At 65.8% G+C, this 24,348-nt stretch carries 19 protein-coding genes; 10 read left to right on the top strand and 9 right to left on the bottom strand.

Going from position 1 to position 24,348, the window contains the following annotated elements; all coding sequences use genetic code 11:
• Window positions 1-187: 187 nt before the first annotated feature.
• Genes G394_RS0105130 through metX form a run of 3 tightly spaced genes read right to left on the bottom strand, consistent with a single transcriptional unit; the run spans window position 188 to window position 3,249 of the window.
• On the bottom strand, window positions 188-1,456 hold the full coding sequence (locus tag G394_RS0105130; protein ID WP_028576740.1) for an O-acetylhomoserine aminocarboxypropyltransferase/cysteine synthase family protein: 1,269 nt from the start codon (window positions 1,454-1,456) through the stop codon (window positions 188-190).
• A gap of 37 nt (window positions 1,457-1,493) precedes the next feature.
• Window positions 1,494-2,126, bottom strand: a complete 633-nt coding sequence (gene metW / locus G394_RS0105125) for a methionine biosynthesis protein MetW (RefSeq protein ID WP_211226225.1) — start codon at window positions 2,124-2,126, stop codon at window positions 1,494-1,496.
• A complete protein-coding gene (gene metX, locus G394_RS0105120; RefSeq protein WP_028576738.1) occupies window positions 2,116-3,249 on the bottom strand; it encodes a homoserine O-acetyltransferase MetX in 1,134 nt (377 codons plus the stop codon). The genes metW and metX overlap by 11 nt, the downstream gene beginning before the upstream one ends.
• Window positions 3,250-3,398: 149 nt before the next feature.
• Between metX and G394_RS0105115 the strand changes: the two genes are divergently transcribed.
• On the top strand, window positions 3,399-4,958 hold the full coding sequence (locus tag G394_RS0105115) for a glycerol-3-phosphate dehydrogenase/oxidase (protein ID WP_028576737.1): 1,560 nt from the start codon (window positions 3,399-3,401) through the stop codon (window positions 4,956-4,958).
• Between the two features lie 132 nt (window positions 4,959-5,090).
• Here the strand turns inward: G394_RS0105115 and G394_RS18055 are convergent, their stop codons facing one another.
• Together G394_RS18055 and G394_RS0105105 are read right to left on the bottom strand one after the other, a co-directional pair.
• On the bottom strand, window positions 5,091-5,948 hold the full coding sequence (locus G394_RS18055) for a glycerophosphodiester phosphodiesterase (RefSeq protein ID WP_043774782.1): 858 nt from the start codon (window positions 5,946-5,948) through the stop codon (window positions 5,091-5,093).
• A 156-nt stretch (window positions 5,949-6,104) separates the two neighbouring features.
• A complete protein-coding gene (locus G394_RS0105105) occupies window positions 6,105-7,919 on the bottom strand; it encodes an HD domain-containing phosphohydrolase (protein WP_028576736.1) in 1,815 nt (604 codons plus the stop codon).
• A 416-nt stretch (window positions 7,920-8,335) separates the two neighbouring features.
• Between G394_RS0105105 and mprF the strand changes: the two genes are divergently transcribed.
• From mprF to G394_RS0105055, 9 genes are all read left to right on the top strand, one after another.
• The gene (mprF, locus tag G394_RS0105095) at window positions 8,336-10,870 is read left to right on the top strand and encodes a bifunctional lysylphosphatidylglycerol flippase/synthetase MprF (protein ID WP_028576735.1); all 2,535 of its coding nucleotides are present in this window, start codon (window positions 8,336-8,338) and stop codon (window positions 10,868-10,870) included.
• Entirely contained in the window at window positions 10,867-12,270 is a 1,404-nt protein-coding gene (locus G394_RS0105090; protein WP_028576734.1) for an AcvB/VirJ family lysyl-phosphatidylglycerol hydrolase, read from the top strand. Before mprF ends, G394_RS0105090 begins: the two co-directional genes overlap by 4 nt.
• A 215-nt stretch (window positions 12,271-12,485) precedes the next feature.
• A complete protein-coding gene (locus tag G394_RS0105085) occupies window positions 12,486-13,061 on the top strand; it encodes a class I SAM-dependent methyltransferase (protein WP_028576733.1) in 576 nt (191 codons plus the stop codon).
• A gap of 457 nt (window positions 13,062-13,518) precedes the next feature.
• Complete coding sequence (rnk, locus tag G394_RS0105080) at window positions 13,519-13,932, top strand: nucleoside diphosphate kinase regulator (RefSeq protein WP_028576732.1); 414 nt, start codon at window positions 13,519-13,521, stop codon at window positions 13,930-13,932.
• A 96-nt stretch (window positions 13,933-14,028) separates the two neighbouring features.
• A complete protein-coding gene (locus G394_RS0105075; protein WP_028576731.1) occupies window positions 14,029-15,096 on the top strand; it encodes a lipid II:glycine glycyltransferase FemX in 1,068 nt (355 codons plus the stop codon).
• Between the two features lie 505 nt (window positions 15,097-15,601).
• Window positions 15,602-16,741, top strand: coding sequence for a KamA family radical SAM protein (locus tag G394_RS0105070; protein ID WP_051306961.1), 1,140 nt, complete (start codon window positions 15,602-15,604; stop codon window positions 16,739-16,741).
• On the top strand, window positions 16,726-17,589 hold the full coding sequence (locus G394_RS0105065; protein ID WP_084435353.1) for a thioesterase II family protein: 864 nt from the start codon (window positions 16,726-16,728) through the stop codon (window positions 17,587-17,589). The genes G394_RS0105070 and G394_RS0105065 overlap by 16 nt, the downstream gene beginning before the upstream one ends.
• Window positions 17,579-18,343 carry a 4'-phosphopantetheinyl transferase family protein gene (locus G394_RS0105060; RefSeq protein WP_028576728.1) on the top strand — a complete coding sequence of 255 codons (765 nt, stop codon included), beginning with the start codon at window positions 17,579-17,581 and terminating at the stop codon, window positions 18,341-18,343. The genes G394_RS0105065 and G394_RS0105060 overlap by 11 nt, the downstream gene beginning before the upstream one ends.
• Window positions 18,344-18,385: 42 nt before the next feature.
• On the top strand, window positions 18,386-19,255 hold the full coding sequence (locus tag G394_RS0105055) for a formyltransferase family protein (protein ID WP_028576727.1): 870 nt from the start codon (window positions 18,386-18,388) through the stop codon (window positions 19,253-19,255).
• Here G394_RS0105055 and G394_RS0105050 read toward each other — a convergent pair.
• From G394_RS0105050 to G394_RS18050, 4 genes are all read right to left on the bottom strand, one after another.
• A complete protein-coding gene (locus G394_RS0105050) occupies window positions 19,236-21,638 on the bottom strand; it encodes an MFS transporter (RefSeq protein ID WP_028576726.1) in 2,403 nt (800 codons plus the stop codon). The genes G394_RS0105055 and G394_RS0105050 overlap by 20 nt on opposite strands.
• Window positions 21,639-21,641: 3 nt before the next feature.
• Window positions 21,642-22,715 (bottom strand): ABC transporter substrate binding protein, encoded by a 1,074-nt coding sequence (locus G394_RS0105045; protein WP_028576725.1) that lies wholly within the window; start codon window positions 22,713-22,715, stop codon window positions 21,642-21,644.
• Between the two features lie 142 nt (window positions 22,716-22,857).
• Entirely contained in the window at window positions 22,858-23,046 is a 189-nt protein-coding gene (locus G394_RS0105040; protein WP_028576724.1) for a hypothetical protein, read from the bottom strand.
• Window positions 23,047-23,111: 65 nt separating this feature from the next.
• Entirely contained in the window at window positions 23,112-24,095 is a 984-nt protein-coding gene (locus G394_RS18050; RefSeq protein WP_245578263.1) for a prohibitin family protein, read from the bottom strand.
• Window positions 24,096-24,348: the final 253 nt, after the last annotated feature.

Below are 24,348 nucleotides of genomic sequence, written 5' to 3'. Positions count from 1 at the left end.
GAATTTTCCGCGGAAGCGGTACATTCAAATACACGGCCAACATGCACCATATCCTGGAAAACCGGGGGATTGGATGCCTGGTTTAGCTCATCGCAAGACGCATGGTGCCCCAAAAAGATACAGTTTCGGTGAATTTCGTATCACTATGATCCACAATTCGAAATCCCTTCTCCCCGCCTCTGTCCCGTCACTGCAGAGCCTGGTCCAGATCGGCCAGGATGTCGTCGATGTGCTCGATGCCCACGGACAGGCGCACCAGGTCCGGGGTGATGCCGGCCGCGGCCTGTTCGGCCTCTGACAGCTGCGAGTGCGTAGTGCTGGCCGGGTGGATGGCCAGGGACTTGGCGTCGCCGACGTTGGCCAGGTGCGAGACCAGGCCCAGGCGGTCGATGAAGCGCCGCCCGGCGTCGAGGCCGCCCTGCACGCCGAAGACGACCATGCCGCCGCAGCCGCGCGGGAACATGGTCTTGGCCAGCTGGTGGGACGGGTCGCCCGGCAGGCCGGGATAGCGCACCCAGGACACCTTGGGGTGGGCCGACAGGAATTCGGCCACCTGCAGGGCGTTCTCGCTGTGGCGCTCCATGCGCAGCGCCAGGGTCTCCAGCCCCTGCAGGAAGATCCAGCAGTTGTCGGGCGAGAGGCAGGCGCCGAGGTTTCTGAGGGGCACAAGGCGCAGGCGCATGATGAAGGCCAGGGGGTTCAGCTCGCCCAGGTCATGGGCGTAGCGCAGGCCGTGGTAGGAAGGGTCGGGCTCGTTGTAGAGGGCGAACTTGGGGTCGGTCCAGTCGAAGGTCCCGCCGTCGATCACGGCCCCGCCGATGGCCGTGCCGTGCCCCCCGATCCACTTGGTCAGCGAATGCACGACGATGTCCGCGCCATATTCCAGAGGCCGGAACAGGTACGGCGTGACGAAGGTCGCGTCCACCACCAGGGGCAGCCCGTGCTCGTGGGCGATGGCCGCCAGGGCCTCGATGTTGGCCACGTCCAGGGCCGGGTTGCCGATGACCTCGGTGTAGATGAGCCTGGTGCGGTCGTTGATGGCCGCGCGCACGGACGCCGGGTCGTGGATGTCGACGAAGCGCGTGGTGATGCCGGCGTCGGCCAGGATGGACGCGAACATAGTGTGCGTGCCGCCGTAGAGGGTCGAGGACGAGACGAGCTCGTCGCCCTGGCGGCAGATGTTGATGACGGTATAGTGGATGGCCGCAGTGCCCGAGGCCAGAGCCAGGGCCGCCTTGCCGCCCTCGAGCATGGCCAGGCGCGTCTCCAGGGCCTCCTGGGTAGGGCTGCCGAGGCGCGTGTAGATGTGCCCGAGCTGGCGCAGGGCGAAGAGGTCGGCGGCGTGATCCGCGTCCTTGAACATATAGGCCGAGGTGCGGTGCACGGGCACGGCGCGGGAACCCGTGGCGTCCGGGGCGTACCCTGCGTGCAGGGCCTTGGTCTCGAATCGTTGCATGTTTCCTCCTTTCCGGGCCAGGCCCGGGGTCCGCTCCTCACGCGGCGGTTATCATGAAAATTCCGTATGATGCCAGAAGATTGGGCCAGAAACGCACCTGTCTGGCCGACCCGTCCGGGGCCGGGTTCACGGCCAGGGAGCGGGTGATGGCGAAGGGCACGGCCCGTGAATATGTCTTGAAATCCTCCAGGCTCAGCACGCGGATATTGGGCGTGTTGTACCACTGGTACGGCAGTTCCGGCGTGACGGGCACATGGCCGGAGAAGGCCATCTGCAGGCGGACCTGCAGGCAGCAGAAATTGGGGAAGCTGACGATGCCCCGCCGCCCGACCCGCAGCAGCTGATGCAGGAGTTCCGTGGGCCTGTAGGCCTGCTGCAGGGTCTGGGACACGACCACGTAGTCGAAGGCCTTGTCCGGGAAGCCGGGGAGCTCCGTGTTGATGTCGCCGTGGATGACCGAGAGCCCCTGGGCGACACAGGACACCACCTCGTCCTCGTCGTGCTCGATGCCCAGCCCCTTGACCCCCTTGGTGTCGCGCAGGTGGCGCAGGAGCCGGCCGTCGGCGCAGCCCAGGTCCAGCACGCGGCTGCCCGGCTCGATCCACGAGGCCACGATGCGCAGGTCGAAGCGCAGGTCCGGCGCGGCGTCCGCGCAGCGTTCAGCAGCCATGGAGCCCTCCCAGGAAGCCGCGGATGACGGTCTCCAGCCGCTCGTCGGGCAGCAGGAAGGCGTCGTGCCCCCACGGCGCGGTGATTTCGCAGAAGCTGACGTCCCGTCCAAGGGTCTTCAGCACGTCCACCACCTGGCGCGACTGGTAGGTCGGGTAGAGCCAGTCCGAGGTGAAGGACACGAGCAGAAAGCGGGCCGCTGTCCCGGCCAGGGCGCGTCTGGCGGGACTTTCGGGGTTGGCCAGGTCCAGGTCGAAATAGTCGGCGGCCTTGGTCACGTAGAGGAAGGCGTTGGCGTCGAAGCGCTCCACGAATTTTTTGCCCTGGTGGTGCAGGTAGCTCTCGACCTGGAAATCGCCCTCGAAGTTGAAGGCGAAGGCCCCGCCGCGCAGCTCGCGGCCGAACTTCACGTGCATGGACTCGTCCGAAAGATAGGTGATGTGCCCGATCATGCGCGCCACGGCCAGGCCCAGGTCCGGCCGCACGCCGTCGTAGTAGTCGCCGTTCTTCCAGTTGGGATCGCTCATGATGGACTGCCGGGCCACCTCGTTGAAGGCGATGGCTTGGGCCGAGTGGCGGCTCGTCGTGGCCAGGGCGATGATCCCGTCCACCATCTCCGGGTAGCTGGCCGCCCACTGCAGGGTCTGCATGCCGCCGAGGGACCCGCCGACCACGGCCCGCAGGCGCTCGACGCCGAGATGGCGCACGAGCTCACGCTGGGCGCGGACCATGTCGGGGATGGTCACGATGGGGAAATCCAGGCCCCAGTAGCGACCCGTGGACGGGTTGATGGAGGACGGGCCGCAGGAGCCCATGCAGCTGCCGATGACGTTGGCGCAGATGACGAAGTGCCGGTCCGTGTCGATGGGCTTGCCGGGTCCCACGTAGTGCTCCCACCAGCCGGGCCTGTCGTCGCCGGCATGGTAGCCGGCGACGTGGGCGTCGCCCGTCAGGGCGTGGCAGATGAGCACGGCGTTGGACTTCTCGGCGTTCAGTTCGCCGTAGGTTTCGTAGGCCAGTGACACGGGCCCCAGCCCCACCCCGCTGTCGAGGGCCATGGCGTGGGGCGGGTGGGCGAAGGTGAAGGACTGGGTGCGGACAATGCCGACGGTGGGTTGCGTCATCAGGTTCTCCGTAGTGGCGGGCGGGATGCCCGCAAACCGAACATCTATGAACATCCGCCCAGAGGTCAAGGCCGGGGGACTGCGCCGCTCCGTCTGGCCCTCGGCCCGCAGACGTGCTATGGGGCGCGAAAGCAACCACCGGAGGTCCCATGCTCAGAACCGACCTGCTCGAACAGCTCGACACGCCCACCCCGTGGGACATGATCATCATCGGCGGCGGGGCCACGGGCCTGGGCTGCGGCGTAGACGCGGCCAGCCGCGGCTACCGCGTCCTGCTCCTGGAGGAGCGCGACTTCGCCCAAGGCACGTCCAGCCGCTCCACCAAGCTCGTGCACGGCGGCGTGCGTTACTTGCAGCAGGGCAATGTGGCCCTGGTCATGGACGCCCTGCACGAGCGCGGCGTGCTGCTCCGAAACGCCCCCCACCTCGTCACCAACCAGGCCTTCGTCGTGCCGGACTACGCCTGGTGGGAGCGGCCCTTTTACGGCATCGGCCTCAAGCTCTACGACATGCTGGCCGGCAAGCTCGGCTTCGGCCGCTCGCGCATCCTCTCACGGGCCAAGACCCTGAACATGATCCCCAACCTCGAACCCACGGACCTGCGCGGCGGGGTCATCTACTACGACGGCCAGTTCGACGACGCGCGCCTGGCCGTCACCCTGGCCCGGACCATGGAGGACCTGGGCGGCCTGCCCGTCAACCACATGGGCGTCACGGGCCTGCTCAAGGACGGGGACGGCCAGGTCTGCGGCGTGGAGGCCACGGACTCCCTGACCGGGGACATTCGCCACCTGCGGGCCAAGGTCGTCGTCAACGCCACGGGCATCTTCGTGGACTCGGTCATGCGCCTGGATGACGCCACGGCCCCGCCGCTCATCGCCCCGTCCCAGGGCATCCACCTGGTCCTGGACAAGTCCTTCTCGCCCGGCGACACGGCCATCATGGTCCCGCACACCGACGACGGCCGCGTCATCTTCCTCGTGCCCTGGCACGGCCGCGTCCTGGTCGGGACCACGGACACGGCCCTGGACGCCCCGGCGGCCGAGCCCAGGCCCCTGGACGAGGAGATCGAATTCCTGCTGGAGCACGCCGGCCGCTACCTGACCCGCGACCCCAGGCGCAGCGACGTGCTGAGCGTGTTCACCGGCATCCGGCCCCTCATCCGGGCCCAGGGCACCGACCGCACGGCCTCCCTGTCCCGCGACCATCACCTGACCATCTCCCAGAGCGGACTGGTGACCATCGCCGGCGGCAAGTGGACCACGTACCGCAAGATGGGGGAGGACACCGTGACCCAGGCCGCGCGCCTGGCCGGCCTGCCGTCGCACTCGTGCAAGACCGAGAACCTGCCCTTGCACGGCTGGATGAACGGCCTGGACCCACGCGACCACCTCTCGGTCTACGGCAGTGACATCGAGGATATCCGCGAACTGATCCGCCACGACCCCGAGCTGGGCCGCCCGCTGCACTACAAGCTGCCCTACCTGCGGGCCGAGGTGGTCTGGGCCGTACGCCGCGAATGGGCCATGACCCTGCCCGACGTGCTGCGCCACCGCACCCGCGCCATCGTGCTGGATGCGGCCGTGAGCATGGAGATCGCCCCCGAAGTGGCCGCCATCATGGCCCGGGAACTGGGGCGCGACGGCGAGTGGGCCGAGGAACAGGTCCGCGCCTACCGCGAACTGGCCAGAAGCTGCCTGGCCGAGTGACGCAACCGGGCACGCCGCCGTATGGACTGAATGGACTGAATGGACGGGATGGCCCCGATGGACAGGGCCCGACCCAATGCCTTCAGGGGGCGTCCATTTCGTCCATACGGTCCATGCCGTCCACCTCGTCCATTATTCCTGCCCCTTGCCCCCCAGCACGGCCAGCGCCCTGGCCGGGAAATCCGTGATGATGCCCGCGGCGCCCTCGGCGGCCAGGCGGAGCATGTCCTCCGGGCGGTTCACGGTGTAGACGTTGACGTCGAAGCCGGCCTCCCGAAAGGCGGCCGCGCGGCCGGGCGCCAGGGTGCGAACGCAGGGGTTCAGGGCCGCGGCGCCCAGATCCCGCAGGCTGGCCAGGATGTCCGCCACGGGCGCGGCCGTGGCCTTTTCGTCCAGCAGCAGGCCCACGGGCACCTCCGGGCACAGCTCGCGGAAGAGTTCCAGCGAGGCCCGGCGGAAGGACGAGACGAGCACCTTGTCGCCCCCCAGCCCCGATTCCCGGATCAGCCGGACCGTCTCGTACACCAGCAGGGCGTCGTCGCCGCCCAGCATGTCCTTGATCTCGACGTTCACGGCCAATCCCGCGCCGCGGGTCCACTCCAGGGCCTCGGCCAGGGTCGGGACGCGCTCACCGGCGAAGGCGGCCAGTTCCTGCGGCGAAACCTCGCCGGCGGCCACGGTCCCGAAAGGGTCTCGCCTGGCGAACCAGCTTCCGGCGTCCAGTGACCGGAGCTGCGCCAGGGTCAGCCGGTCCGCGAGATGGTCGGCCCGGCCGGGCATATCCGGCCGCCGAGCGATGTCCGTGACACGCCGCAGGCCCTGGTCGTGGGCGACCACCACGGCGCCGTCCAGGGTCAGGCGCACGTCCAGCTCCCAGCCGAAGGCGCCCTGGGTCAGGGCCGCCCGGGCCGCGGCCAGCGTGTTTTCCGGGGCAGCGCTACGCGCCCCGCGATGGGCCCAAACCTTGGGAAATGCACTTGGATGTGGCATGAAAAGCTCCTGATGGGGGCAAGAATTGTGGACGTTATGGACGGTATGGACCTCATGGACGATATGGACGCCCCCAAAAGGCACTGGGCAGGGCCCCGTCCATCGGATCCATCTCGTCCATAACGTCCATTTCGTCCACCAAAAGCCCAGCCCTTCCTATCCGCGCAGCGGGCAGACCACCTTGCCGGTGATATCCTGCACGTGCCGCTCCGCAGTATCGTCCGAGAGGCGGTACCCGATGGCTTCGATGGCGTCCAGATTCTCGAAGAAGAGGTCCACGACCTTCGGGTCGAACATGCCGCCGCGCTCGCCGCGGATGAAGTCCAGGACCTTCTCCTTCGGCCAGGCCTTTTTGTAGACGCGGCCCAGGGACAAGGCGTCGTAGACGTCGGCCAGGGCGCAGATGCGCGCGGACAGACTGATCTCCTCGCCCTTCAGGCCGCAGGGGTAGCCGGTGCCGTCCCAGCGTTCGTGGTGCTGCAGGGCGATGGTCCGCGCCGCTGCCATGAGCTTGCGGTCCGAGGTGTGCAAGATGCGCTGGCCGATGACGGTGTGGTGCTTGATGCTCTCGTACTCCTCGTCGCTGAGCGTCCCCGGCTTGTTGAGAATGGAGTCCGGGATGCCGATCTTGCCGATGTCGTGCATGGGCGCCGCAGCCTCGAGGATGAGGATGTCCTCGGGGCCCAGGCCGTACTTTTCGCCGAGCAGGGCCGAGTAGGCGGCCACCCGCCGCACGTGGTTGGCCGTCTCCTGGGAGCGCGACTCGATGACCTCGCCCAGGGTGGTCAGCATTTCGCGCTGGGTCTCGATCATCTCGCGGTTGAGGGTCATGATCTCCGCGTTGTCCCGGTTGATCCTGCGCTGCTTGACGACGTTCAGGACCAGGAGCGCGATGATCACGCCGAGCACGACGATGACGACGAGGGCCCAGAGGATGACCTCGCGGTGCAGCTCGAAAAAGGACAGGGGGCGGTTCAGGACCAGCGCGCCCTGCGGCAGTGTCTCGACAGGGATGGAGAAACGCGAGAGCGCCGCGAAATCGTAGGTATGCCGGTTCACCTCCTGCAGCCCGCTGTAGGCATGCGGGGGGTTCTTCCCGGCCAGGCGGTCCAGCAGGGTCCGGGCAGCCATGCGGCCGTGCCCGAAGGCGCTGGTCACGCACCCGCCGACCACGCCCGTGCCCATTTGAAAGTCCCAGGCCACGTAGACCGGCACGGGCGAGGCGGCGGCCAGGGCCCGCGGGATGTCCTCGGCCGCAAAGACCTCCCCCGCCGCGTCCTGGAAATAGACCAGCAGGTAGATGATCTCCCCTCTGGCCCGCTCCCTGGCGAAGACTTCGAGCTGAGCCCTGGTCATGGGCGGCGCCACGTCCACCTCGACCTGTCCGGACAAAGCCCTGGCCTGTTCCAGAAACTCGCGCAGGATGGACTTGCCCGTAAGGGTGCCGTCGATGACCACATGGACCTTCCGCGTCCCGGGGTTCTGTCTGAGGGCCGCGGTGAGCGTCTCGACGTGCGCCAGCCGCTCGATGATGATGTTCATGTCCTCGGCGCCCGGCGGCACGGACTTCAGGTCGTTGATGCCGCAGGCCGCCACGGGTGTGCCGGGAAACAGCTCGTCCCGGTGCCGGACCGTGAAGTCCAGGGCATGGTCGTCGGTCAGGATGATCCCGTCGAACCGCTCCCCGGCGTACTTCTCGCGGAACAACTCCAGCAGGCGGGCCTGGTACGAAGGCGAATCGCGGTGTTTGGCGTCCATGTGCTCCACGCGCCAGCGCGCCCGAACCTCCGGGGCGTCCAGAACCGAGACGATCCCGGCCTGCATGTCACGCGTCCAGGCATAGTCCGGGGCGTAGGAGTGGATGACCAGCACCCTGGGGCCGTCCTGCCCGGCCGAGGCCGCCGAGGCTGGCGCCACGCCCGCTGCGAAGAGGAGGACCATGGCCCAACAAAGAAACGATCGGATATCCATGATGCCTTCCTACCACCCCGCTGCGGTCTGGGGCAAGGAATTCGAAGAGTCCACCTCCGCAGCCCTAAATGAGGGGCGCCAACTCCTCGACAACGCGTAGCGCGCCGGCCTGGACGAATCCGGGCCCGAAACGCCTCCGCCAGGATGAACCCCGTGCTTTCGGCGCAAGGCCACGTCAGGTCGGCCGCGAATCAGCCCAGGCCGCCCGCAACATGACCGTTTACAGAACCCCGGACTCCTCCTATGGGAGTTTGCCCTGGTCGGAGGGCTGTCCGCGCAATCGCGGAAGCCCGGCGTTCCATTCCCTGTTCCCCATGTCCGTTCCCAGCCCCGGACCCAGGAACGCTTCGACCCAAATCCATAGAACAAACACCGAAGGCGCCGTCCGGACCGGGTGGCGCAGTGGAGCAGCATCCATGCGATTTCGTTCCGTCTCTTTCTGGGGGCCGGTGGTCTCCCTGGTTCTCATCGCGGCCGCCCTGCGCTTTTTGAACCAGGAGCTCAGCCACGTCAGCGTCGGACAGATATGGTCCGCCCTGTCCTCCATCCCGCGCCAAGGCATCGGCCTGGCCCTGGCCCTGGCCGTGCTCAACTACATGGTTCTGGCCGGGTACGAGCTCTTCGCCTGCCGCTACGCAGGGGTGCCACAACCCCTGAAGCGCATCGCCATCTCGTCCTTCATCGGCAACGCCTTCGCCAACACCCTGGGCTTCTCCTTCCTTTCGGGGAGTTCCATCAAGTTCCGCCTCTACGCCGCCTGGGGTTTGTCCCCGGCCGACGTGGGACGCATCACCATCTTCACCACCGTCAGCCTCTGGCTCGGTCTGGTGGGCCTGGGCGGCTTGGCCCTGCTGCTGAGCCCAGAAGCCGCCCACACCCTGGCCCTGGGCGGCGACATCCTGGGCGCGCTCTTGGCGGCGCTTCCGCTGCTCTACATCCTGATGTCGACCCGCTGGCGCTCGCCCCTCTCGATTCTGGGCTTCCAGATTCCGGCCCCCGGAACGGCCATGGCGGCGGTGCAGGTGCTCTTTTCCATCCTCGACTGGGGCCTGTCCGGCCTGATTCTCTACGTGCTGCTGCCGGGCGATCCGGGACTGACGGTCTTCTTCACCCGCTTCATGCTGGCCCAGCTGGCCGGCGTGGCCAGCCAGGCTCCTGGAGGGGTGGGCGTCTTCGAGACGGCCTTCATGCTGCTCACGCCCGACGCCGCGGACAACGGCAGCCTCTTCGCCGCCCTGCTGGCCTTCCGCTGCATCTACTACATCCTGCCGCTGCTGCTGGCGGCCCTGACCCTGGCTGTGCGCGAAGCCCTGGAAACGGTCCCGGTCCTGCGCCTCCTGGCCCACGCCGGCGTGCGCGGCAGCGCGACCATGGTGCCCCAGGCCCTGGCCGCCCTGACCTTCGCTTCCGGGGCCGTGCTGCTCCTGTCCGGCGCCACGCCGTCCCTGGCCGGCAGGCTGCTGTGGCTGAAGGACCACCTGCCGGGCTCGGTGGTCGGCGGGTCCCACCTCATGGGCAGCGTCATCGGCATGTGCCTGCTCTTCCTGGCCCGCGGCATCCAGCGGCGCCTGGACGTGGCCTTCCACCTGACGGCGGTCATGCTGGTTCTGGGGATGCTCGCGGCACTGCTGCGCGGCGGCGACTACGAGGAGGCGATCATCCTCGGCGTCGCCCTGACGCTGCTCGTGGTCAACCGCGCGCGCTTCTCCCGTCATTCGAGCATGTTTTCGGACCGTTTCACCCCCGGCTGGATCGTGGCCATGGCCTTGGTCCTGACTGCCACCACGGCCCTGGCCGCCACGTCCTGGAAACTCGGCGGCCAGGCCGACGACTTCTGGCTGACCCTGACCACGGACGGCTCCGTGCCCAACGTGGTCCGCGCCTGGGCCGGGGCCGGAACGGCCGGACTGTGCCTGGCCTTCATGCGCCTGCTGGCGCCGGCTCCCTACCGCCCAGCCCCCGTGGGCCCCGAGGACGAGGCGTGCGTGCGCGGCATCGTGGCCGAAACCCCGCACACCCGCGCCAACCTGGCCCTGCTGGGCGACAAGACCTTCCTCTTCAGCCAGAGCCGCGAATCCTTCCTCATGTTCGGCGTCACCGGACGGACCTGGGTGACCATGGGCCCGCCCGTGGGCCGCGAGGACGAGGCCCAGGAGCTCATCTGGCAATTCCGCGAGACCTGCGACCGCCACTGTGGGCGCCCCGTCTTCTACGGCGTGCCCCAGGACCGGCTGCACCTCTTCTGGGACACGGGCCTGAGCCTGCTGAAGATCGGCGAGGAGGCCATCGTCGACCTGCCGTCCTTCCACCTGAACGGAGCGTCACGGCAAGGGCTGCGCTACAAGAAGAACAACCTGGAAAAGAACGGCTGCGTCTTCGAGGTCATTCCGCCCGAAGGGTTTGCGGGCATCGACGACGAACTCCGGGCCGTGTCCGACGCCTGGCTGTCCCTCAAGAACGCCCGCGAGAAAGGGTTCTCCCTGGGGCGCTTCGACCCCGACTACCTGGCCCGCTTCCATACGGCCGTGGTCCGGCAGGAGGGGCGCATCCTGGCCTTCGGCAATGTCTGGACGGGCGGCAGGACCGAACTGGCCATCGACCTCATGCGCTTCGTGCATGGCGCGCCGCGCGGCGTCATGGACTACCTGCTCTTCATGCTCATGTTCTGGGGCCAGCAGCAGGGCTTCGCGCGCTTCAACCTCGGCGTCTCGCCCTTCTCGGGCCTGGAGACCCACGCCCTGGCCCCGACCTGGAACAAGGTCGGCAACTTCCTGTATTCGCACGCCGAAGACTTCTACAATTTCAGGGGGCTGCGCGCCTTCAAGGAGAAGTTCGGGCCCACTTGGGAGCCGACCTACCTGCTGGCGCCGGGCGGCCTGGCCCTGCCGGGAATCCTGACCGAAGTGGCCGCGCTGGTGGCCGGCGGCGTGCGCGGGATGGTGGGCAAATGAAGGGCCTGATCCGCCTCGCCGCGCTTCTGGCGCTTCTGCTCCAGGCCGTGCCGGCTCCAGCCGGAGGGCTCCCGGCCGCAGGGCCACTGGCGTTCGGCCCCTTCGGGGAGCTGATCCTGCGCGGCCGGCAGACGGACCCGTCCATGGTCGCCATCGTGCTCTCCGACGACTCCGGCTGGGACAAAACCGAGGAGGAACTGGCCAGGGTCGCCGGAGAGGCAGGGGCGCTGGTGGCGGGCGTGGACGTGCAGCGCTACTTCGCGAACGTGGCGCGGGAGAACTACGAGCCCAACGTGTCCCTCGAACTCGAATCCATGAGCAAGTACGTGCAGAAGAGCCTGGGCCTGCCCCGGCTCACGGCCCCGCTGCTCATCGGCCACGGCGCCGGGGCGGGCATCGTCTACGCGAGTCTGGTGCAGGCGCCCGCCGGGACGTTCCCCGCCGGCGTGAGCCTCGGCTTCAGGCCGGAGCTGAAACTGACGCAGCCCTTCGGCTTCGGCCGCGGGCTGACCTGGACAAGGACGGCCGGTGGCGTGCGCTACGAGCCCTTCGCCAAGGCGGAACTGCCCTGGACCGTGGTTCAGGCCCAGAACGACCCGGTCTTTCCGGAATCCGCCCTGCGCGGCTTCACGGACGGCATGAAAGGCGTGCGGTTGAAGATTCTGCCCGACGCCACGGATTACGCCGACACGGCCATGTGGCGCGACATCGTCCGGGAGGCCGTGGAAGCCCATGTGCAGCACGAGCCCGACCTGAACGCCGGGCACCGGGGCGACGTCGACGACCTGCCACTGGTGGAGGTGCCCGCCGAGGGCCAGGCCTCGGACACCCTGGCAGTGTTCGTCACGGGCGACGGCGGCTGGGCCGGCATCGACAAGGACATCGCCGCCCTCCTGGCGAAAAGCGGCGTCGGCGTCGTGGGCCTCGACTCCATGAAGTACTTCTGGACCAGGCGCACGCCCCAAGGCGCCGGAGCGGACCTGTCGCGGATCATGCGCCACTACCTCGCGGCCTGGGGCTCGAAGCGGGTCGTCCTCATCGGCTTCTCCCTGGGGGCAGACGCCCTGCCGCCCATGGTCAACAACCTGCCCCCCGACCTGCGCGGCACCGTCCGCCAGATCTCCCTGCTGGCGCCGAGCAGGTTCGTGGAACTGGAGTTCCACGTCTCGGACTGGCTCCACGACGACGAGGCGGCCCAGGACATCGCCCTGCTCCCCGAGGTCCGAAAGCTCGCGCCCATTCCCCTGCTCTGCCTGCACGGACAGGAGGAGGAATCGTCCCTCTGCCGCGAACTGGGCCCGGACGAGGCCACCATCGTCACGCTTCCCGGTTCCCATCACTTCAACGGCGATTACACCCGGGTCGCGGCCCTCATTCTGGATCACCTGCGGAAATTCTGACCCCTCGAGGTCCGGCGACAAGCCGACCTCCCAGTATTGCCGGGTTTTGCGCGAAGCGGACCAGGCTGCACGCAACACGCCGGTCGCAATGAGTCGCGCCCGCCCGGTTTCTGCTGACTTTTTCCATCAAGGGCGCTACAACGGCGCATCCGACGCGGGCTTCACGCCCCGAAAACACGGCGTGCACCGGCACCGCCGCAACCCCGACCGAGGCCATGACCGACTTCTACGAATCCAACGCCCGGGCCTACTTCGAGCGCACCAACCGCATCGACCCATCGCCCATCCTTGAACCGCTGCTGCCCTACCTGCAGCCGGGCGGCGCCATCCTCGACATCGGCTGCGGTTCGGGCCGCGACCTCAAATGGTTCAAGGCGCGAGGCTTCGACCCAACGGGCCTGGAGCGCTCCCCGTCCCTGGCCGTCCTGGCCAGCGACCACTCGGCCTGCCCCGTGACCATGATCGACCTCTTCGACTACAACCCGCCCATGCACTACGACTGCATCCTGCTCATCGGCACCCTGGTCCACCTGCCCAAGCCGGAATTCCCCAGGGCCATGAGCAAGGCCAAGCGCATGCTCAAGGCCGGCGGCATCATGTACGTCAGCATGAAGGCCTGGGGAGGCAGCGAGGAGGCGGGCGACGGACGGGTCTTCCAGCTCTGGTCGGACTCGGAACTGCGCCGCGAGTTCGACAGGGCGGAGCTGCGCGTACTGGAGCACACGCGCAGCCGGTCCCTGCTGGGCAACCGCGACGTCTGGCTTGGGTACATCCTGCGCGCCGATCAATAACCAGCGCCGACGCCGCGGACGACCACGGCCGCAGAAAACACCCGTAGGGCAACCCGATCCGGGTCGCATCCGGCCCGACGAGGTGCTGTTTGGATGGTTGGGCGGACTTTCCGACTTGGGGCTTGCATGAAAGCAAAGAGCGGGCTAGAGGGGTTTTTGTTTCGAAGTTGGAGATTCATGGGAAGCATTCCGAAACGGCGGAGTGCTTCCTGTTTTTTTGTACCGTGCAAACCCGAAAGGCGTTTTCGTTCAGGAGCAGCCATGTCCAAGTGCGTCAAACTCAACCGTGCAGCCGTTGCCGTCGTGCTGCGTCGCCCCGTGGGCACCTGACCACGCCCTGAAGATTCCGGTCTAGTACCTGGGGGCGTGTCATCGGCATGCCCCCTTTTTTTTCGCCCCCTGCATCCCGCACGGCCGGGCCCGAACCTTTTGCAGCACATGCGCCCAGGAGGTGACCATGAGCACGAAACCCGAAATCATCATTACGACCCAGGACGCCGAGCGCCTGGAGATTCTGCTGGACTCCCTGTCCTCCGTGGCATTCCCGGCCAAGGCCGGACTCGCCGAGGAACTCGACCGCGCCGTCAGAGTGGACCCGAGGCAGGTCCCACCGACGGTGGTGACCATGAATTCCACCGTTCGGTTCGAGTTACAGCCGTCAGGCGGGGAGCGTTGCCTGAAGCTCGTCTACCCCGGCTCGCGCGACAACGACGAGGAGACGGTCTCGATCCTCGCCCCGGTGGGCAGCGCGCTGCTCGGCCTGTCCGAGGGCGACGAGATGCCCTGGCCCCGGCCCGGAGGCGGCACGCTCCGCCTTGTCATCAAGGAGGTCGTGGATCAGCCCGAACGCTCCGGGAACTACGACCTCTAGGATCATACGCCGCCGAAGCGGCCATCGTCGCGTTTTCAGGGGGCACGGCCCCCTGTTCCTCGCCAACCCTCAACGCCGCCACGAACGGAGGAGTACATGGTGGATCTCTCGTCAAAGACAACGGCCGCACTGCTGCCGACGGACATTCTGTTCCAGACGCCCTACTGGGCGCAGGTCAAGTCCCGCCTCGGTCTGAGGCCCCGCGCCTTCGACATCGCCACGGGCGGGCCGGGAGGCGACGTCCTCGTGCTGCTCAAGACCCTCGGGGACAAAACGGTGGCCATCGTGCCGCAGGGCCCCGAACATGCGCCGGAGCAGGAGGAATACGGGACCTTCATCGAAAACTTCTCCCTGGCCCTGGCCAGGCATCTGGAACCGGGCGTGGCCTTCATCCGCTACGACCTGCCCTGGACCTCCCCCTATTCCGACGAACTGCGAGAGGGCGGACGGACGGCATTCCCGGAGGGCAGGGTGCGCGAGATGCGCATGAACATGGGCACGCGGCACTGGAACATCCGCAAGTCCTTCGAGGACCTGACCGTGGCCAGCTCCCTCGTGGTGGACATCGGCGGAAGCGAGGAAGCCATCCTCGACGGCATGAAGCCCAAGACCCGCTACAACATCGGCCTGGCGCAGCGCAAAGGGGTCACGGTACAGACCGTAGGCCGGGAAAAGCTGCCGGAATTCTACGCCCTGTATTGCCAGACGGCCCGCCGCAACGGTTTCAAACAGTGCGGCTACGACCATTTTGCCGCCCTGTTCCAAAGTCTGGCCTCGTCGCCGGATCATTCGGAGCTGCTTTTTCTGCTCGCCCGGCACGGACGGGACATCCTGGCCGGCGCCATCGTCGGCATCTCCGGCAACGCCGCGAACTTTCTGTACGGCGCGTCGGCCAATACGAAGCGCAACCTCATGGCCCCGAGCCTCATGCACTGGACAGCCATGCGCCATGCCCGCGAACGCAGCTGCACGACCTACGAAATGGGCGCGGTCTCGCCCGGCGTGGACCCGTCCCACCCCTTCTACGGCCTGTACCGCTTCAAGACCGGCTTCGGCGGCCGCATCGAATACCGCTGCGGCTCCTGGGACTTCCCCCTGGATCAGGACGCCTACAGGGAGTTCAGCAACGCCGAGAGATTGTACAGAAGCGGAAGCAATGCATGACGGGGCGGGGCCCAGGCCCCGCCCCGCCTTCGTCCGCGCGAACCCGCGGGCTGCGCAGCGGCCGTTCGGAGCGGGCGTGATGGCGCCGCGCAATGCAGGACAACCCCTCATCGACCGGGAGAAAATGACCGCCTTGCGTCAGACACATGCTTGATGACCGGTTATGAGCTTGAATTCTCTGGCAATAACAGGCAACGTCACGTCCGTTCGGACAGCGCCGGGTGCGCGCCCTCGAACGGAGTCCGACCCCTTGGCCTTGGAGCAGACGTCTTACGCGATGTACGCAACTGCGCCTCGACTTGACTGCGCATGTTCCGCGATTCAGCGGCCAGCCGGTACACATGTCGACGTAGATGGCAGACTGAATTCTCCATACGCACGTACATGGATCTGATATCGAAATATAATCCACAGAAATAAAATTAAACACACATAAAATTAAAATTTTTTTAAATTTAAAATTCACAAAATAAGAAACTAACACACCTATCATTTATTAAAAAAAATGCTATTCAACAATATTGACTGGAAAAATATCGACTGGATAGAAGAGCTGAAGAATAATATTGTCAGCATAAATCAACTTCAGGAACTTTTCCCCGACACTGCAAAGGAAGAAGCGGCGCTCAGGGAGGTCGCCCAGATTCATCCAGTCAACATACCGCGATACTATCTGAGCTTGATTGACCCCAGCGATCCTGACGATCCCATCCGCAAAATGTGCTTCCCCTGCGCCGACGAGCTTATCGTGGCCGGAGCCATGGGGGAAACCACCCAGGACCCCTACGGGGACGACAGCCACGACAAGGGGCACGGGCTCCTGCACAAATACGACTACACGGCGCTGATCGTGGCATCAGAGTACTGCGCCATGTACTGCCGCCACTGCTTCCGCAGGAGGACCGTCGGGCGGACCCGGGACAGGAGTTCAGAACGCTTCGCCGGCGCCGTCAGCTATATCGCGCAACATCCGGAAATAACCAATGTCGTCATCTCCGGAGGCGACCCGCTGATGCTGCCCACTTCCCTGCTCCGGCAACTGCTGATGTCCCTTGCGGAAATCGACCACCTGGATTTCGTGCGGATCGGAACGCGGGTTCCGGTCACCTATCCGTTGCGCCTTTTCGACAGGGAGCTTCTGGACCTGCTGGACGAATTCAACGAGAGGAAAACTCTCTATCTGCCGACGCACTTCAACCACAGCAACGAAATCTCCCCCACCGCCACCGAGGCGGTCAATGGGCTCAGACGACGCGGGATCACGGTCAACAACCAGGCGGTGCTGCTGCGCGGCGTCAACGATTCCGCGGACAGCATCGTACACCTGATGCGCGGCCTGCTGCGCATCGGCGTCAATCCGTACTATCTGTACCAGTGCATGCCAGTGGCGAGGGTCCGGCACCATTTCCAGATTCCGTTGAAACGGGGGATCGAGATCGTCGACGCGGCCAGGCAGCGGCTCGATGGATACGGAAAGCGCTTCAAATTCATCATCGGTCACGACATCGGCAAGCTCGAAATTTGCGGCATGCATGACGGCAGGATCGTGCTCAAACAGCTGCATGGCCGATCGGGTCAGACCGAACTCGCGTCCCGCATCATCCTGCAGGACATCGATGAAAATGCCGGATGGGTATCGTTCTGATGCGCAGGTATGAGCCAGAGGAAAACGCGGAGACGCTCCAGGTGGTGCTCCCCGGCCCCACGATGTCCGGCTGCGGCCCGGGCCGGTTCCTTGCAAGGACAGATTCCGCAGCGCCACTCGAAACGGACGCACCGCGGACGACCCTGTTCTGCATCCCCCACGCCGGCGGGAGCGCAACCTACTACGCGAAGCTGAAGAGCTTCCCCGCGCGTCACGTCGCCTTCCAACCCCTGGAGATGGCGGGCAGGGGACGACGCAGCCGGGAGCCCCTGGCGACGAACATGGACGACATCGTACACGATCTCTTCCGCCACATCGCGCCCGTGGCGCGGACCGCACCCTACGCGATTTTCGGACACAGCATGGGCGCACTGCTGGCCCTGCTCTGCACCATGCAGGCGCGCGCGGCCGGCCTGCCGCTGCCGCAGGCCCTCTTTGTCTCGGCCTGCGCGCCGCCCGACGCCATGACGCGCAAATCGTCCGCCCCCGTATCGTCCCTTTCCCCGGAGCATTTGTGGCGGCACGTGGAGCAGCTGGGAGGAATCCCGACGTCCATCGCCGCCTCCGCCGAATTCCGCGCCTACCTCACGCCGATCCTCCACGCGGACTTCACGGCCCTCGACTCGTGGCGTCCCGAACCTGTTCCGCCGCTGCCCGTTCCCATCGCCGTCTTTCTGGGCGACCAGGACGCCGTGGGCGAACCCGTTGCCCGGGGATGGAGAAAATACACGACAGGCGGCTTCTCCATGCACGCCTTTCGCGGCAACCACTTTTATCTCCAGGACCATTGGGAAGCCTTGGCAGCGCACATGACGCAAACCATTTCCGGACTGCACCATGCGGGGTGAACACCCTCCCGACGCGTCTGAAATCCAGCACCGGCCAGAGCCGCCGGCTTCCCGCGAGGTTCTGGTTCTGGCAGCAGACATAGGCATCCTGGAGCGCAGCCACGAAGCGTCCCTCCTCGACCTCATCCCGAAGGAGCAGGCCCTCTCCATCCGCCGCAACCGTCTGAGCCTGGACCGGCAGCGCCGCATCCTGGCCAGGCTGCTCCTCGCCTTCGGGCTCGGGCTCCTGGACGGCTGGGACTTGCGGACCGGACTGGATTCCCTGCGCCATGAACCGCAGGGACGACCGTGGATTTTCGGCAGTTCCCGCCCGGTCAGCATCAGCCACGCAGGTCGGTGGGCCGTCGGAGGCATCGGCCCGGCCCGCGCCGCAAATGGCATCGGCGTGGATGCGGAGGAAATCAGGCCAATGCAGGCGGAGGACTTCCGTCTCGTATTCTCTGCGCGGGAACGTGAGGAAATCAGGCAGGCAGCCGTTCCCGCCTCGGAGTTGATCCGACGCTGGACGATCAAGGAGGCGGTCCTCAAGGCCGCCGGCACGGGCCTTCTGGATGATCCGCTGCGCATCGACACCTCGGGAAACGGTGTCTCCAACGGCATCCGCTGGCGTCACCTGCCGCTGTCGGAAGGCTATTGGCTGACCGTGGCCGGACTGCCCCACGGCGTCCCGACCAGGCTCGTCACGCCCTCGCGCGACCGGTTGCTGGCGAGCCTGGAGGCGACGGCACCCGGTGCGGCACCGGGTCCGGCCTGAGCGCAACACGCGAATGCACAACACGAAAAGGCGGAGATTGGCTTGAAAATCGTCATCTGCGGCAAGCACGACCTGGCCGGAAATCTGGCCCTGAACAGACTGGTGAACATCCTGGCGCCGCGGCATGAGGTTCATGTCGTCCTGTCCGATCTCGTGCTCAAGGCCGAGCGGCAGAATCCCCTCGCCGGACTGCTGTTGAAGCATGAGCGTGACCTGCCCGTGGCCAACCTTTATCCCTGGCTGGACTCCATGTTTCCCCGCGGAAGTCACGCCGCCTTCCAGACCCCCGCGGGGCTGGCTGCGACCCACGGCGTACAGGTGGAACTGTGGGGCTGCCCGCGCACGCCCCAGGCCGTCGAGGCCATGCTGCGTCTCGCGCCCGACCTCATCCTGTCCTGTCGTTACGACTACATCCTTCCGGAAGAGATGCTCCGGATTCCCCGCCTCGGCGCCTATGGCCTCCATCCCGGGCAGCTACCGCAGATCCGGGGGCTGTGCGGCCCCTTCCAGGCCATGCGGATGCGGCACGAACGCTCGGGGTGCACCCTCTTTCACATCGACCCCGAGATCGACAACGGAGCCATCGTCGACATCGGCTGGACCGAAATCGACTATTCCCGCTGCCTGCTGTGGAACTTCGTGCAGACCTATTTCGCCGGAACGGAAACCTTCCGCCGCCATCTGCCGACGCTTGAAGCCGGACAGCTCCTGCCGGGCTCCCTCCAGGACAAATCCGCGCAGCGGTACTTCTGCTACCCCACCGAAGCGGAATTCGACCGCTTTCTCGCCGATGACGGCAATCTCGTGGACCAGCAGGATTACCTGGACCTTCTCAGCCTGTATCTGCCGCACGGCCGGCAGGACGCCCTCATGCCGGAACTGGAGCGGATGGTCACTGCCGCCCGCGGCTGATTCGCCAGCACAGGGGAAAGGCCAGTGCCAGAACACAGACCGTAACCCCGGCCGCGACCAAGGTCCAGGTCACGCTGCAGCGCACCAGCGCCACGCCGAAGAGAACGGGTCCGAGCACCTGCCCCGAACGCTCCAGCGTACGGTACACGCTCGCGGTTTTTCCCCGGCCCAGCCTCCGGGAAGAAGCCAGGCCGATCACGCACATCATGGTCGCAGGGGCGGCCAGGCATTGCGCTGTCCCGATGACGGCGACCGAGAGCGCGGCCGCCGTCAATGTCGGCGAAACCGCGAAGATCAGCAGCGCCGCGCCTGACAGCAGGCCCGTGCACATGGCGAACAAATCCTTCCTGGGCGAACGGTCGAGCCATCGCCCCAGCATAGGCCCCACCGTAATGAAGCACAGGCCGTAGAGCATGAAGAGGCGGCCGATGTCCGACGGGCTCGTGTCGACCTCGGTCAGCATGAGCGGAAGCAGGTAATGCAGGAAACCGGTCAGGCACAGCGCCGCGGGGATGCCGATCATGCCGAGCAGGACGTGCATGCGCGGATCGCGCAGGAAATTCCATGCCTCCCCTGAAGCCCCACCGGGCGCCACACCGTGGGCTGGCGCGTGTGCCAGACCGCCGCTGACGCGTCGCGGGCGGCCGAAGAACAGGATCAGCAGCGCGACAGGGATCAGGCACGCCGCCACGGAAAAGACGAGATCGAAACCGATGCGCTCGGCCAGCAGCGCGCCGATGGCTGCGCCGCAGATGCTGCCCGCGAATATGCCCGCGAACACCCCAGCCAGGCTGTAACCGGCATCCTCCTCGTCGAGGGTGCCGATCTGTGCGGCCATGAGCACCAGACCGAACCCAAAGCCGCAGATCCCGCGCGAGGCGATCAGGCCGCCCAGGGAGGCCGACGCCCCACCCACGAACAACCCCATGGCCGCCGCCGCCACACCGACGACGAAGGTCGTGCGCCATCCGAAGCGTTCGGAAACCATGCCGGCGACGAGCAGAGCCGCGCCGGCGCAGATCATCTCCGCAGAAATGGGCAAGCCGACCAGCACCTGCTCAGGCAGCCCCCACAGCGGCGCATAACGCGCCCGGGCCAGAACGGGGATGAACGAGATGCCCATGTCGTAGGCCAGAAAGAAGAGGAAGCCGCCCGTGCGCAGCGCCTGCGCCGAGGAATCCCGGAGAGGGGCGCCATCGACGTGCGCCTGGTCCGGCATGGCACGGAGCATGCGCGAGGAGAGCAGCCCCATGATCCTGGCCAGTTCCAGCAGCAGGAGCAGGCTGATGGCCATGGATGTGGCCAGGTCCACTCCAAGGGCCCGTACATTGTCGGCCAGGTGGCTCTGGTTCATGTACAGGCGCAGGTGCAGCACCGCCTCGCGCTGCCGAAAACGACTCGGCCAGTAGCGATCGAAGGATTCCTCCAGAACCGGGACGCTGTCGTCCGTTTTCCCGGCCGAAGCCACCTTCACGCCGTCCGGGGTCGAAAGCGACGCCCCGCTCAGTTCGGGATGGTCGCCGACGATCCGCTCCAGCAATTCCTTCCCGCCCTGCAGGCCGCGCACGTCGACTCCCTTATGGACGATGTACTCGAAATCGCGCTTGAGGAATCGGGCCGCCAGGGCCGCCTTGTCGCGCATGGCGTTCTGCAGGAACGAGTCGAACAGCGACAGCATGGCCGCGGAATACGCGATCTGCATGCCCCCGATGAGCACCAGCAGCGTCATCCCCAGAGACCGTCCCAGCCTGCTGCGGGCTTCGGGCGTACTCGTCAGCAGGCCGATCCACGCCGCCAGGGTCGCCCCTGCGACGAGACAGGCCAGCGCCAGCAGAGCCACGGCCCAGCGGATGAATCCCTGCGTGGCCGCAGTGATCCGGCTTGCGGCAACCTCGAGCGCAACCCCGCCGACAACACCGTTATGATGCAGGGCGACAACGATGCGGTATGTCCGCGGACCGGCCCAATATTGCTGCCCGCCGCCCTGCGTGCCTCCGCCGAGGACGTTTCGGTCGTGGGCCCGGCGGGCCTGGCGGTCCTCATTCGCCCCCGGCCCTCCTTGCTCCCTGACGGCATAGAGGACATTCCCCCCGGCATCGACGATTTCCGCGGCCAGTATGCCGGGAGTCCCGTCCTGCAGATCCCGCAGCATCTCGCCCATGCCCGCATACTGTTCCAGAGGCTTGCCGAAACGCAGTCCGCGCTCGACGCTTTGGGCCAGGTGCCCGCCCGCGGCCCGGTATCCGGACAGCAGGGAGTCCGTGGCCAAGCGGTCCAGGGTGGACACGGACAGCAGTACATTGAAGCCCAGGGTCATCACGAGCGTCGCCACCGCCAGGGCCCCTACGCACAGGCGAAACTTGAAAAGGGCGTTCCAGGACATGGCTCAACGCTCCTTCCATGCGTCGGGCAGGGCCGTGTGTTCGAAGATCTCGTCGGCGACGACGAGAACGTCGAGCGGAAACGGAAAGCCGATGCGCACCGCAGTTTCCAGGTTGATGGCGATGGTCGGCTCCACCCTGTCCAGCATGGGCACCGATCTGGGCTTGGCCCCGTTCAGCACCGCAACGGCCTGATTGGCCAGAAACTGACCCGTGGGGCCGAAATTCCAGGTGGAAAAACCCATGAGCGCTCCGGCTGCGACAAATTCCGAACCGTCACGGGCAAAGGTGGGGATTTTCCAGTCATTGAGAAGCTGCAGGAGGGCCCCGACATCGTTCGTCTCCCGGTCGAAACAGTTCAGGGGACCGATGAAGAATGCATCCATGCCTTCCTCGCGCAGGCGGGCCAATCCCTGCCGACATTCGTCGTCCGTCTCAGCCGAAGAAAGGCGGCCAAAGGCCAGGACATCGAAGCCCAGTTCCGAGGCGACACTCCTGGCGTCGTCCAAGGCCGCGTAGACGCGACCTTCAGGCGTGTTCTGATACAGTATGCCGAGCTTCCTGAAGCGGACGACATCGTGAAACACGCGGAACATGCTTGTCCATCTGTCCGCGATGACCTGGCAGGTGAAGTTGTCCACCCCGGAATCCGCGACCCCTCGCACGACCCCGGCCGCCACGGGATCGGCCATGCCCATGCCCAGAATCGGAGTATGTCCGTTGTTTTGGGCCAGAAGCGCTTTGACCGCAGCCGTGCCCATGCCCACGACCAGGTCCAGATCTCCGCGTCGCATCAGTTTCTCCGCTAATTCGGGCAGCCGCGCCATGTTCTCCGGCTCCCAGCCAGGGCTGTGATGGGCATCCGGCGGATAGGCGACGCCCACCTCAGGTCTGTCGGCGAGGGCCTGCTGAAAGGCTGCGAAGGTGCGGTCGAAAAGCCAGAAGCGCCCGGCCTCCAGATAGCCGATGCGCTTGACGGGGGGATCCTGCGCCAGGGCCGGCGCGAAGGAGAGCGTGAAAATCACGCCCGGCACGAGAATGAGGACACGCAGAATGCTGGAGAAAAAAGATCGGCTCATATGACGGGCACCCTCCGGATCGCTGTCCGACCCGGTTCGGCCGAAAAGGGGCCGACGCTCACCCTGCGTGAAGGCGCTTCCGCCAGGGGCACGGCCCGGTCAGCCGGCCCGCAGCAGGAGATCGACGACGGGACACGCGCCACTATTCGCCGGTCTGGGGGGAATCCGGAGTCTTCGCGTTCACGGGCTCCGCGGCCAGGATGAGCAGCAAACCCACCAGCGGGGATAGCAGCATGCTCGCGAAAAAATTGCCCCAAAAACCGAATCTGGTCTTTCTGCCCAGAAAACCGACCAGCAGACTTCCAGCAAAAAAAATAACGAATACAGGCATTTAACTCTCTCCAATTGTGCATGTCGCGCGTAGCGGTCAATGTTCCATCGCGAGGTAGTCCGGCCTCACTTGGTGGCAGCCGGCGGCATCGCCTGCGGGTTATTCTTTGCGGGATTGAGCAACACCTTGTCCAGGCGTTCGAGGAATTCCACGAATCCCGAACTCCGCATGCGCCAGCCCGATTCAGGCCCCGGTCCGCCAGCATCCGCCGATGAGTTGGAATCGCCCGCCCCGCTTCGCGTGCCGGAATCCTCGACGTCCGCCTTCGGTGCAACGACGCCGGCGTTGTGCCCCGCGGAAGGCCGGGACGTGTCCTGGGTGTTCAGAATGAGGGGCAGGCCGTCCTTTCCGCTGCCCACCACGACGACCTTGGCGTTTTCCGACGCCGCAAGCTTGGCGGTGGCCTGGATGCCTTCGTAGCGCAGGAAGTTTTCGGTCATGTTCTCGTTCACGAGGGACTGATAGTACCGTACGGCCTCGCCTTCGATGGCCTTGCGCTTGGCCTCCTCCTTGGCTTCGAGGAGCAGGAAGTGGTAGCGCAGGTACTTCTGTTCGGCCACCAGCTTTTCGACAATCGATGTGCGCAGCACCTCGGGCAGGACGATCTCCCGGACCACGAAGCCGTGAATGAGAATGGGAATGCGCCCCATCTCCTCGGTTGCGTCAACCAGCATCTTGTCCTGCAGTTCTCCCCGCGCGGTGGAGTACAGGGCGTCCGGCCGAAAACTGCCGATGGTCTGGCGCACTGCGGAGGTCAAGATCGGCAGGATGATCTTGCGCCTGTAATCCGGTCCGATCTGCTGGTGCAGAATCGGCAGGCTGTCGCGGACGACCTGATAGCGTAACGATACCTGCACGGTCACCGTCAAACCGTCCAGGGTCAACACGTCGATGGCCTGAGTCTCCTCCTGGATACGCGTGTCATAAACGAACAAGGTGTTCCAAGGGGATATGACATGAAGCCCCTCTTTATAAACCCTGTCGAGAACCGTGCCACCAAAGAACCTGGAGTACAGGACTCCCAGCTCACCCGACCCGACCGTGATCATCATCCGCGGCCATAGAAAAGCCAGAAGCAGGACGGCGACGAAACCGGCTACAGTGAAATGCGTACGATAGCGTTGCAAGAAACGACGAATTGCGTCCAATATTTTTTTCATCATTCCGATCTGTACTGTTGCGTTGAGTACAAGGAAGCCCCACGCCAATAAGAATCCAACATATAGTCGATGCATTGCCGCTCAAAAACAACACATCGCTCATTATCATTATTCGTCTTTCCGATGCACATATTATGCATAA

The sequence above is a fragment of the Desulfomicrobium escambiense DSM 10707 genome (assembly GCF_000428825.1).
GTDB classification, from domain to species: Bacteria; Desulfobacterota; Desulfovibrionia; order Desulfovibrionales; family Desulfomicrobiaceae; genus Desulfomicrobium; species Desulfomicrobium escambiense.
Note: the sequence above shows the minus strand (reverse complement) of the source record. Positions and strands in the feature narration are given on the sequence as shown.

Coding starts and splice junctions, on each gene's coding strand:
- rnk (WP_028576732.1), top strand. CDS start 13,519: ATGAGCACGAAACCCGAAATCATCATTACGACCCAGGACGCCGAGCGC.
- mprF (WP_028576735.1), top strand. CDS start 8,336: ATGCGATTTCGTTCCGTCTCTTTCTGGGGGCCGGTGGTCTCCCTGGTT.
- G394_RS0105090 (WP_028576734.1), top strand. CDS start 10,867: ATGAAGGGCCTGATCCGCCTCGCCGCGCTTCTGGCGCTTCTGCTCCAG.
- G394_RS0105085 (WP_028576733.1), top strand. CDS start 12,486: ATGACCGACTTCTACGAATCCAACGCCCGGGCCTACTTCGAGCGCACC.
- G394_RS0105045 (WP_028576725.1), bottom strand. CDS start 22,715: ATGAGCCGATCTTTTTTCTCCAGCATTCTGCGTGTCCTCATTCTCGTG.
- G394_RS0105065 (WP_084435353.1), top strand. CDS start 16,726: ATGGGTATCGTTCTGATGCGCAGGTATGAGCCAGAGGAAAACGCGGAG.
- G394_RS0105050 (WP_028576726.1), bottom strand. CDS start 21,638: ATGTCCTGGAACGCCCTTTTCAAGTTTCGCCTGTGCGTAGGGGCCCTG.
- G394_RS18055 (WP_043774782.1), bottom strand. CDS start 5,948: ATGCCACATCCAAGTGCATTTCCCAAGGTTTGGGCCCATCGCGGGGCG.
- metW (WP_211226225.1), bottom strand. CDS start 2,126: ATGGCTGCTGAACGCTGCGCGGACGCCGCGCCGGACCTGCGCTTCGAC.
- G394_RS0105115 (WP_028576737.1), top strand. CDS start 3,399: ATGCTCAGAACCGACCTGCTCGAACAGCTCGACACGCCCACCCCGTGG.
- metX (WP_028576738.1), bottom strand. CDS start 3,249: ATGACGCAACCCACCGTCGGCATTGTCCGCACCCAGTCCTTCACCTTC.
- G394_RS0105060 (WP_028576728.1), top strand. CDS start 17,579: ATGCGGGGTGAACACCCTCCCGACGCGTCTGAAATCCAGCACCGGCCA.
- G394_RS0105130 (WP_028576740.1), bottom strand. CDS start 1,456: ATGCAACGATTCGAGACCAAGGCCCTGCACGCAGGGTACGCCCCGGAC.
- G394_RS0105075 (WP_028576731.1), top strand. CDS start 14,029: ATGGTGGATCTCTCGTCAAAGACAACGGCCGCACTGCTGCCGACGGAC.
- G394_RS0105105 (WP_028576736.1), bottom strand. CDS start 7,919: ATGGATATCCGATCGTTTCTTTGTTGGGCCATGGTCCTCCTCTTCGCA.
- G394_RS0105070 (WP_051306961.1), top strand. CDS start 15,602: ATGCTATTCAACAATATTGACTGGAAAAATATCGACTGGATAGAAGAG.
- G394_RS0105040 (WP_028576724.1), bottom strand. CDS start 23,046: ATGCCTGTATTCGTTATTTTTTTTGCTGGAAGTCTGCTGGTCGGTTTT.
- G394_RS18050 (WP_245578263.1), bottom strand. CDS start 24,095: ATGATCACGGTCGGGTCGGGTGAGCTGGGAGTCCTGTACTCCAGGTTC.